The 10,642-nt window shown below is 58.6% G+C and carries 9 protein-coding genes; all 9 read right to left on the bottom strand.

The window, feature by feature from the left end:
- A partial coding sequence (locus tag ABIL25_09465; GenBank protein MEO0082497.1) for an MFS transporter occupies positions 1-855 on the bottom strand: 855 nt, incomplete at its 3' end.
- Positions 804-1,040 (bottom strand): hypothetical protein, encoded by a 237-nt coding sequence (locus tag ABIL25_09460; protein ID MEO0082496.1) that lies wholly within the window; start codon positions 1,038-1,040, stop codon positions 804-806. The genes ABIL25_09460 and ABIL25_09465, both read right to left, overlap by 52 nt.
- Before the next feature lie 34 nt (positions 1,041-1,074).
- Positions 1,075-3,225: an acetate--CoA ligase family protein gene (locus ABIL25_09455; protein MEO0082495.1), complete on the bottom strand. Its 2,151-nt coding sequence runs from the start codon at positions 3,223-3,225 to the stop codon at positions 1,075-1,077.
- Positions 3,212-5,074, bottom strand: a complete 1,863-nt coding sequence (locus ABIL25_09450) for a GNAT family N-acetyltransferase (protein ID MEO0082494.1) — start codon at positions 5,072-5,074, stop codon at positions 3,212-3,214. The genes ABIL25_09455 and ABIL25_09450 overlap by 14 nt, the downstream gene beginning before the upstream one ends.
- Before the next feature lie 130 nt (positions 5,075-5,204).
- Positions 5,205-6,143 carry an MBL fold metallo-hydrolase gene (locus ABIL25_09445; GenBank protein MEO0082493.1) on the bottom strand — a complete coding sequence of 313 codons (939 nt, stop codon included), beginning with the start codon at positions 6,141-6,143 and terminating at the stop codon, positions 5,205-5,207.
- Between the two features lie 147 nt (positions 6,144-6,290).
- Positions 6,291-7,388 carry a cell division protein FtsZ gene (gene ftsZ / locus ABIL25_09440; protein ID MEO0082492.1) on the bottom strand — a complete coding sequence of 366 codons (1,098 nt, stop codon included), beginning with the start codon at positions 7,386-7,388 and terminating at the stop codon, positions 6,291-6,293.
- 114 nt (positions 7,389-7,502) lie between these two features.
- Positions 7,503-8,723, bottom strand: coding sequence for a cell division protein FtsA (ftsA, locus tag ABIL25_09435; GenBank protein MEO0082491.1), 1,221 nt, complete (start codon positions 8,721-8,723; stop codon positions 7,503-7,505).
- A gap of 148 nt (positions 8,724-8,871) precedes the next feature.
- On the bottom strand, positions 8,872-9,831 hold the full coding sequence (gene murB / locus ABIL25_09430) for a UDP-N-acetylmuramate dehydrogenase (protein MEO0082490.1): 960 nt from the start codon (positions 9,829-9,831) through the stop codon (positions 8,872-8,874).
- The coding region (locus ABIL25_09425) for a Mur ligase family protein (GenBank protein MEO0082489.1) at positions 9,795-10,642 on the bottom strand (848 nt) is incomplete at its 5' end. The genes ABIL25_09425 and murB, both read right to left, overlap by 37 nt.

The raw sequence follows: 10,642 nt of genomic DNA, 5'->3' as shown, positions 1-10,642 counted from the left end.
GACTGCGCCACCGACCATACCGACGGCAAGGATGCCGGTGAATACACCCACCCCGGGAGTGCCAAGGCCGAGGACCTGCTGGATGAGGTAGATGAGCACGGTATAGGACACCGCGGCAATGAATGTCGAGACAACAATTGAGCCCAAGACGAACCCGATAATGCGGCTCCGACCGACAAGACGTAGCACGTCGCTAAGTTCGCTCCCAAAACGGCAGAGGGCGGCAAAGACCGTGTGACGGAGCGTCTGGGGCCTGGTCGGAGCCGCGGCTACCCGAGTTGCGATGGTCAAGGCAACTAGACCGGCACAAAGGTGGGTGCAAGCATCAACCACAAGTCCCAGGTTCCATCCGACCCAGCGGACAAGAAACCCGCCGGCGACCATGCCCAGAATCGTGGCGAGCCGGCCAAAGGTCGTACTTACTGAGTTGGCGCGAAGAATGCGGTCCGGGCCGACAATCGCCGGCAGCAGGGCCGGGCTGGCGGTATTGTTGAAGAGGTCAAGACCGAAGAACAGCGGCAGCGCAACCCAGAACGGTACGAAACTGCGGAAAAGCCAGATGGCAAGCGGCGTGAGAAAAAGCAGTGCAGACTGGATCAGGTGGACAACAGTCAGAACTCGACGCTTATCCCACCGGTCCACCAGGACGCCCACAATTGGGCAGAGAAGTAGCGTAGGCACGGCAAACACCATCGCGCCTTCGGCATACCCGAAGAGTCGGCCTGGCCGTGCCTCGGCAATAACCGTGATGAGCAGCATGTGGGTAAGCCGGTCGCCGAGCTGGGACAGAGTTGTGGCGGTGACTAGGCGACGGAAATCCGGGACACGCAATACCGGGTCAGGCGTTGAACCCATGGCCGCATCGTATCTTCGCTAGCGTCCGAGTCAAGCGCCACCCGTATCAAGCAAAGATAGAACAGTTCCTCGACCATAGTCAGGCCGGCCTTATCAGCCGCCGAAGCACGTGTCTGACCATGGTCTTCTCTCGACCATGTCTCCACCGGCTCGGAGAACAACAGAACGCAGCCAGCGACCTTCATTCGCTGTCTGTTCTGTGAATTCGTACTCCGGCGACTATCTCAGCACGAAGCGGGCATCAAGGACCACTGCACCTTTGCCCTGTTCGTAAACCAGCAGTGGGTTGATGTCTATTTCGTCGAAATCCGGAAAGTCGGTGACCAATTGCGACAGACGCTGGAGACAGTCCTTTATCTTCGGTACGTCTCGCGGGGGTTCGCCCCTGAAACCTTGTAGTATCCTTGCCGCCTTGATGCCGGTCACCATTGACTCGGCCGACAGGTCGTTGATTGGTGCGATACGGAACACAACGTCTTTCAAGACTTCAACGAGGATACCACCAAGCCCGAACATGAGAAGCGGCCCAAATGAGGGGTCACGCTTCATACCGAGGATGGTTTCGGTGCCTCGCCTGTCTGCCATCTTCTGAACCAGGATGCCCCACACGTCGGCCTCAGGCCTTACTTGCCTGATGTTTTCCAACATCGTCAGGAACTCACGTGACAGGGCAGCGGCGTCGGTCAGGTTCACCCGCACCCCGCCGACATCGGTCTTGTGGAGAATCTGGGGTGAGACGACCTTGATGACCACCGGGTACCCGAACTCGTCCGCAGCCTTGACCGCCTGGTCCACGGTGTGACACAGCCGCGAGGGCAGAACTGGCAACCCGTACGCACCAAGAATCTCATGGCCCTCGGACTCAGCGACAAAGCCCGATGGTCGGGGCCGGCCAGTCGGAGACCGACCGGACCGGACCCGGACAAGAATCTCTCTGACGACATCCGGGTGCACGTCGGTGAAATATTTCACCTCGCCCTGAGGCCTGCGACTCCACACACCATATTCGGCCATCGCGGCCAAGGCCCGGGCCGCATTCTCAGGAAACTGGTAGTGGGGTATCCGGTCGCGCAGCAGCGCTTTGCGCACGTCAGCCGAGTCACCCATCGTCTGGATGCAGGCTAGAATCGGCTTATCTGACTTCTGCCCGAGCTCGGCGATGACCGTGGCCACGTCCACAGCCTCGGCCATCAGAGTCGGAGTCCAAATTGGTATGAGTCCGTCCACATTTTCATCAGCAATCAGTAACTCGAGCGCGGCCCGGTACCGCTTCTCATCCGCGTCGCCGATGACGTCAACCGGATTAGCGACTGAAGCGGTTACCGGCAGGTGTTTTTTCAACTCGGTCCGTGTCCGCTCGCTTAGCCGGGCCAGCTCCAGACCGTTGCGTACGCACGCATCGGTCGCCATGATACCAACGCCGCCGGCATTGGTCAGTATTGCCACCCGGCGGCCTCTGGGCACCGGTTGGTAGTCAAGAGCCGCAGCCTTGGCAAAAAGCTCGTTGATCGTGTCAACCCGCAATATCCGGGCCTGAGCAAAGAAAGCGTCATAGGCGGCATCCGAACCAGCCAGCGCACCAGTATGGGAAGATGCTGCCTTGGCGCCTTCGGTAGTACGGCCGGCCTTGATGGCAAGAATCGGCTTGGGCCGAGTTGGATGCGAAGTAGTCTCACGGGCGATACGCATGAACCTGGGTGGATTCACTAGGTCTTCCAAGTACAGGGCGATGACATCTGTCTCCTCATCATCTTTGAGGTACTCCAGAAGGTCGCACTCATTCACATCCGCCTTATTGCCGATGGAAATGAACTTGGAAAGACCAACCTCCTCGGCCCCAGCATACTCCAGGGCGTTGACGCCAATCGCTCCGGACTGCGAGACTAGTGCGATGGTGCCGTGGCCAGGCATCACCCGGCCAAACGTAGCGTTCAGACTCGTTTCAGGTGCGGTGTTGATCATGCCAAAGCAGTTAGGTCCTATAAGCCGGATGCCAAAAGAACGCGCCCGGTCCCGAACTGCCTGTTCAAGGGCGGCACCGCTTGGCCCCAGCTCCTTGAAACCGGCCGAGATGACGATGGCACCCTTCACCTGCTTCTGGCCGCACTCGGCCAACACAGCAGGCACAGCCAGCGCCGGCACGATGAGCACGGCGAGGTCAATTGCGTCTTCGATGTCCCGGACAGAAGGATAGGCCTTCACCCCCAAGACGCTTTTCGCTTTCATATTGACCGGATACACGACGCCCTTGTAACCGTTCATCAGAATGTTACGGAACAGGGCGTGGCCGACCGTACCTTCGTGAGTGGAGGCTCCAACCACGGCAACCGACTTGGGGCGGAAGATGAAGTCCAGATTACCTTGGCTCATCCTTGAACCTCATTGTCAGGGTGTAAACTCCGTCTTCCCACTGGGTCTCGATTGGAAGACCAGTCTTCGTCAACAGGCGATAGGCCCGGGTATTGGTGTCCAGGACGTAGCCAACAAATCCTCTAACGCCTTTCATCTTCGCCACCTTTATCAGATGGTTGAACAGCGCGGTTCCAACTCCGCGGTTCTGAAAGTCATCCTGCACCTCGATCGCGTACTCGGCCAGACCAGTGGCCTTGTCAATATAGTAACGGGCCGAGCCGATGAGCTTTTCCTCGCCTGCATGTTTCAGTGCAGCCACGATTGCCATCTCGGATTCATAGTCCACGTTGACGAACTTACTGAGTTTCTCATGCGGCATCGCCTTCAAGTACGAAAAGAAACGATAGAATACGGTATCCTTTGAAAAAGAGTAGAACAAGTCGCGCATCTGCGGTTCGTCGGTCGGCTTTATCGGCCGAATGAATATCGCAGTTCCGTCCTTGAGCGTGGCGCGGGCCTCGAATTCTTCGGGATAGCGCGCCTGGACCAGTGGCAGCTCAGGCTGGTCGGCGTAGATGTAGTGCTTCTCCTTTGCCAGTTTGAACAATTCGGAACGGAACTTCGGATGGGCGATAGAAATGAGCGCAAGCGCCCGTTCACGAACGGTCTTGCCGTGCAGGTAGGCCGTACCCCATTCGGTAACCACGTAGTGCACGTCCCCGCGGGAGGTCACAACACCCGCACCTTCGGTAAGGGTAGGCACGATTCGGGAGAAACGGTCGTTATCCCTGGTGGAACGCAGGACAATAATTGCCTTGCCGCCCCGGGACCGGGCTGCACCGCGTACGAAGTCCACCTGTCCGCCGATACCGGAATAGAATCGGAACCCGACCGAGTCGGCACATACCTGCCCGGTCAGGTCCACCTCGAGTGCGGAGTTAATCGAAACCATCTTGTCGTTCTGGGCGATGACAAACGGGTCGTTGGTATAGTCCACGGGGTGAAACTCGAACATCGGATTATTATCAATGTAGCGGAACAGGCGCTGTGACCCCATCGCAAACGACGCAATCACTTTGCCCGGATGCAGCGTTTTCCTCCGGCAGTTGATGACACCTGCCTCAATCAGGTCAATGGTCGAGTCCGAGAATACCTCGGTGTGCACACCCAAGTCTTTCTTGTCTTTGAGATAGGAAAGCAGTGCGTTGGGGATGCCGCCGTATCCGACCTGGATACAGGAACCATCCTCAATCAGGTCTGCGGCATTCTTGGCGATACGGCGCGCCACCTCGCTTTCGCCCGGAGTCACAAACTCATAAAGCGGCGCGTCATTTTCCACCAAAGCACTGATCTTTGAGACGTGGATGAAGCTATCGCCCAGCGTGCGGGGCATCCTCGGATTCACCTCGGCGATGACATGACGGGCTGCCTCGGCCGCCGGCTTGGTGATGTCCACTGACACCCCGAAGGAACAGAACCCGTGCTCGTCCGGCGGCGTAACGTGAATCAGAGCCACGTCGAGCGGCAGCCTGCCGCTGCGAAAGAGTGTCGGTATCTCGGAGAGGAAAATGGGTGTGTAGTCGGCCCGGCCCTCCCACACCGCTGACCGGACATTAGCCGAAATGAAAAAGGCGTTGGCCCGGTACCGGGTCGCCAGTGTCTCCTGAGCATATGGCGCAACCCCTAGGGTCAGCAGATGGACGATTTCCACGTCCTCGATCGGCCGGTCAGCCAGCGCCTGAACTAGCCTCTGGGGCGTGCCGCAGGCTGAGCCGATGAACATCCGGTCGCCCGGATTCAAGATTTCAAGGGCCTGGTCCGGGCTCTTCAGCTTGTCCTTATACTTCTGTCTCCAGTCAGTTGTCACCTAATCCTCCTTCTTGCGCACGAGAAAGCACCAAGGAAGGCATCCATTGTGAGAAAGTTGGGGGCCAGCCTGCCTAATGTGTTTTTCTCACCAGTGTTGCTCTGTCCTCTGTACTCTGCCCGCCGATTGTTCATTCCACTTGTAGCGGTACGAAGCGAAACTTGTCACCTTCCCGGCGGATGCAGCCTGCAGCCGCATTCGGCTCGTGTTCAAAAAAACATCGCCAGCCTTCATCTGCAGCCAGGGCCACCAGTTTCTCCTTCACGTCCATCGTGACAAGCGGAAAGGTGTCGTAACCCATGATGTAGGGAATCTCGATGTGGCTTGTCGTCGGTATCAGGTCGCCCCAGAAAACCGCAACCGGACTTGAGGCCTGGGTGTCTGGACAGGACAGCGAAGTATCCGTACGCCTGCCTACTGCATGTCTATTTCTGACCTCTGCTGTCTGGGAGCTCGTATCTGGAATAGCCTTAATGATTACTATCTGGTGTCCCCGTGTGTGTCCGCCCGTACGTAGGAGTTTCACTCCCGGCATGAGCTCGGTATCGCCATCCACCAGCTGGACAAGTCCGGCAGCTTCGAGCGGCAGGAAGTCGTCCTGGCGATACGACCCCCGGGTGCGGCGGTTTGGGTGGGTCGCATCCTCCCATTCCCAGGCCTGCACTACGTACCGGGCATTTCTGAAGGTGGGAACCAGTCTGCCAGTCTCATCCCGCCGGGTTGCCCAGCCGCAATGGTCAAAGTGCAGATGAGTCTGAACTACAACCGTGATGTCGTCAGGGTGAAACCCTGACTGTCTGAGTGAATCGAGTAGATTCTCAGAGTCGTCAACATTGAACATCGAATTGAACTCAGGACCGTACTTGCGACCGATACCGGTGTCCACCAGGATACGTTCCTCGCCGGCAGTAATGAGCAGCGAGCGCAGCGCCAGTCGTATCCGGTTCTTCTGATCTGGCGGGTTACGTCTCTCCCATAGCACCTTTGGCACAACCCCGAACATCGCCCCGCCATCGAGTCCGAAGTATCCGTCGGATAGCGAATAAAGAGTAAAAGCGCCTACTTTCAAGGGGGCTTTATTCTAGACCTGTCTGGGTCGAAGTCAAGGTGACACGGCCGACAGCGACTCAGACAATGGCTGGGAACAGGTCAGCGAGAAACTGGGGCATGCAGCCGCTGATCCGCAGTATGCGAAATCAGCCAGCGGTTTCCCAGGCTAGTCCAAACTCCGCCGCAGGAAGGTCGGTATCTCCAAGTCACCCCTATCCAGCACCAACTCGCCGTCCTTTCCGACTCGGCGCCGTCGGGACGGAAACAGGTCGGCGTCGGTCAACAGGTCAGTCAGGTCCTCAACCTTGGGCAACGGCTCGGCAAGCCCGGTAGCAATGAGGGTGACCCTGATACCCTCTTTCTGGCCCCGTTGCCGGGCTGCACCCATGCGGATATCGGCCTGGCCGTTAGTCGCATGATAGATTGTCGAAGCGGCTTCGTCTACTTCCTTGAGTGTCATTCTGGCATCGCCTGAGATATTGAGAAGGATTTTTCTTGCGGTCTCAATCGAGACGTTCTCGATGAGCGGCGAGGCAAGAGCTCGGTGCGCTGCCTCGGTTGCTCGGCCATCGCCGTTGGCTTCGCCCACCGACATTACCGCGCCACCCCGTTCGGCCATGACCGCCCGGACGTCGGCAAAGTCAATGTTGATAAGCTGCCGTGACGTGACGATCTCCGCAATACCGCGCACCGCAGCTAACAGAACCTCATCTGCCATGCGGAACGCCTCGAAGCAAGGTGCCTGCCCGTACACTTCAAGTATGCGCTGGTTCGGGAGGACGATTAGTGTATCAACCTTGGCCCGGAGTTTGTCAATGCCCTCGGCTGCCTTGCGCGCACGGGCCTTGCCCTCGAACTCAAACGGCCGCGTGACCACCGACACAACCAGGGCACCCTGGTTCTTCGCCGTCTCGGCCACAACCGGCGCCGCACCGGTGCCGGTACCGCCACCTTCGCCTGCAGCGATGAACACCATGTCGAACCCAGCCACGTTCTCGCGGATGAGCTCGATTGACTCCTCGGCTGCCTGCTGGCCGATCTTCGGATCGCCACCCGAACCGAGACCACCGGTCAACTGGGCACCAATTTGAATCTTGTTCGCCGATGCGGACATTGACAGTGCCTGCAGGTCGGTATTGATGGCGTAGAACTCGACGTCGGACAGTCCGGCGTCAATCATGTGGTTTACTGCGTTGCAGCCGGCGCCGCCGACCCCGAACACGCCGATGCGGGTGAGCTTTCTTTCGTCTACTGGCTCGATCATCTCCTGTCTCCTCTCTTCTTTGGATCACTGGTGCTTTCTTTCATTGACATTGCGGGCGTCTGACGCCCGGAACCCAGTGCCAGAACTACTGAATTCCGGTCTACAGCGCCGTGCTCAGGAAAACGAATTTCTGAGTTCATCGAACAGCCTCGCCAACGTCCCGGGCGCCAGCACCTCATGGAAGTAACGACCCTCAAGACCGTAGTGGATCAGTCCGACTGCGGTTGCGAACACCGGATTCTTCACAACCTCATCCGGTCCGGCGAACTTGTCCGGCCGGCCCAGCTTCACTGGCATGCCCATTATCTGCTCAGCCAGTATGTCCACACCCTTGAGCAGTGAACCGCCGCCGGTCAGTATCACGCCGGACGACAGTCCTTCGGCCATGCCGGTCTTGCGCAGCTCCGCATCTACAAGGTTGAGAATCTCCTCGACCCGCGGCTCGATGATTGACGCAAGCAGTCGGCGAGAAACCTGCTTGACACCACGGCCGGATGCGTCCTCGACCGACAGGGCTTCGTCTTTCTCAACCATGCTGGTCATCGCGCAACCATACTGGCGCTTGAGCTGCTCGGCATGGGCGAACGTTGTCCGCAGCCCGATGGCCACGTCCTTAGTGATATTGGCCGCACCGATTGGCAGCATCTTGGTGAACCGGAGTTCACCTTCACGGCAGATAGAAAGGTCGGTAACGCCGCCCAGGTCCACGAGCGCGCAGCCCAGTTCCTTGTCGTCCTCAGCGCATACTGCGAACGAGCACGCCAAGGACTGCAACACCATGAGCCGGTTGCGGATATCGAGCCCTTCAAGCACGCGCTCGATATTCTGAACCGCTGTGACCGCACCGATAATCAGCAGTGCCTCGACCTCGAGCCGGACACCGTAGAGACCGAGCGGGTCGCGCACCCCCTTCTGGCCGTCAACGATGAACTGCGTCGGAATGACGTGCAGAATCTGCTCATCGTTCGGCAGCCTTATCGTCTGTGCCTGTTTTATGACATCCTCGAGGTCACGCTGGCCAATACCTTTCGCAGGCTTCCGCACTGGCACCGCGCCGATGCCAGCAAGATACTTGATGTGGTCACCGGCGATGCCGATCAAGGTGCGATAGGCCTTCACCTTACCGCCGCACATCTCCTCGGCAGCGGCCACGGCTGCAGCGACCGACTCGGTCGCCTTGTCCAGATTGATGACCACGCCCTGTCTGAACCCCAGCGAAGGGGCCACGCCGTAACCAACGATGCTAGTTCTGTTCGTACCATCGGTCTCGGCCACGACGCATGCGACCTTCGTCGTCCCGATATCAATGGCTGCAGTCCGTCTGACCTTTGCCATCACTCCACCTCCGTTCTGCGCTCTCTGTACCGCATACCATCATGGCATTGCCACCAGAGCCCGAAAGCAAGTACGCTGAGACTCGCAGCACAGTAACCTTCAATACCTCCGGGGTCTGCATCTCGACTTGCGAAACAGATCGCGCCTTTCATGGCAGCACCTGCACTTCGTCCTCCAGCATGATACCGGTCTGCATCTCAACGCTGGCCTTCACGACCTGCGAGAGTTCGTACACATCAACGAAGCGAGCGTTGCCGGTATTGACAATGAAATTGGCGTGCTTCTCTGAAACCTGAGCTCCGCCAATCGTCCTACCCTTCAGTCCGCACTGCTCAATCAGTCTTCCGGCTGGAATCCGGCCAGAAGGTGCGGATTGCGGCATCGTACCACTCGAATTCCTGACTTCTCCACCCTTCGGCTCCTCGGCTCGAGGATTCTTGAAGAACGAGCCGGCCGAAGGCTGCTCCGGCTGTCGGGTGCGGCGTTTCCTTCGTATCTCGGAAACGGAATCGGTACTCCCTGACCCGGGGCGGAGCAGCACCCTCAGCACTACCAAGTCAGGCTCAACCACCGGGCAGCGGTATGCGTGGTGCAGTTGGTCTGTACCGAGCTCAACAACATCGCCCATGTGGTTCATTGCGAAGACCCGAAGGATAATGTCTGCCAGTGATTGGCCGAACGCACCGGCATTTGTTCGCAGTCCGCCGCCGACCGTGCCTGGAATTCCGGCCAGAAACGCAGCCCCGCTGAGTCCGGCCTGCTCAGCCTGCTCGGCGACAAAGTCAAGCATTGCTCCACCTCCAGCGTCAATCACGCCGGACTTGACTCTGACATCGCTGAACTGGCCGGCCAGGTGCAGCACAACGCCCCGCAGACCCTGGTCAGAGACCAGTACGTTGGACCCACGGCCCAGTACCCACCATGGCACTCTGTTTCGACTGCAGAATTCGATTGCCCGGGCCAGCGTCTGTTCATTCGAGACGTCAAGCCACACGTCCGCCGGCCCGCCAATGCGAAACGTCGTGTGCTCGCTCAAAGGCTCATCTCGACGTAGGCAGTCTGATTCGACACCTACAGCCGAGCCAAAATCGCTTCGCCAGTCCGCCATATGCTCCCTGCTCCACAAGTTAGCACCACGTCACCGGAACTCAAGCGTTCCTTCAGAAACTCAGGAATCTCGTCAATTTCCCGAACGTGCTGGACAATGAGTCCGCTTCTGCCGCGGGCCCTTATCTGGTCGAGAATCAACTCCTCGCTCACTCCCGGAATCGGCGGCTCTGAGGCCGCGTACAACCCGGTGACGACAACCGCATCCGCGTCATCGAAAGCGGTTCCAAACTCCTGGGCCAGAAACTTGGTTCGCGTGTAGCGATGCGGCTGAAACACTACCCACAGCCGGCTTGCCGGATATGCGTGCCGCAGGGCCTGGACGGTCACGCGCACCTCGGTCGGGTGGTGTCCGTAGTCATCAAAGACGACAATGCCCTTCTTCTCGCCCTTGCGTTCCAGTCGGCGATGGACACCGGGGAAAGTCGCCAGCGCCTGCTCAATTGAACGAGGGTCCATCCCCATCTCAACTCCGACCGCAATTGTGGCCAGCGCATTCTCAACGTTGTGAACCCCGGGCATCCCCACGCTGAACCGGCCCGCCTCCTTACCTTGATACAGCAAGGTGAACGCCGAAGAGAACGCGTAAAGCTGGACGTCCTTAGCCCGGAAATCGGCCGGTGTTTCCAGGCCGTAAGTCACAAGCCTTCTCTTCACCCGTCGCTGGATGGCTCGACAGGCCGGACAATCTAGACACATGACCACGCTGCCATAGAATGGCACCCTGTTCACGAACCGCACAAACGTACGCTTTATGTCGGCGAGGTCCTTGTAGAAATCAAGGTGTTCGCGCTCGATGTTTGTCACCACTG

This window comes from candidate division WOR-3 bacterium, assembly GCA_039801365.1.
Taxonomy (GTDB): domain Bacteria; phylum Hydrothermota; class Tepidihabitantia; order Tepidihabitantales; family Tepidihabitantaceae; genus JBDRUN01.
Note: the sequence above shows the minus strand (reverse complement) of the source record. Positions and strands in the feature narration are given on the sequence as shown.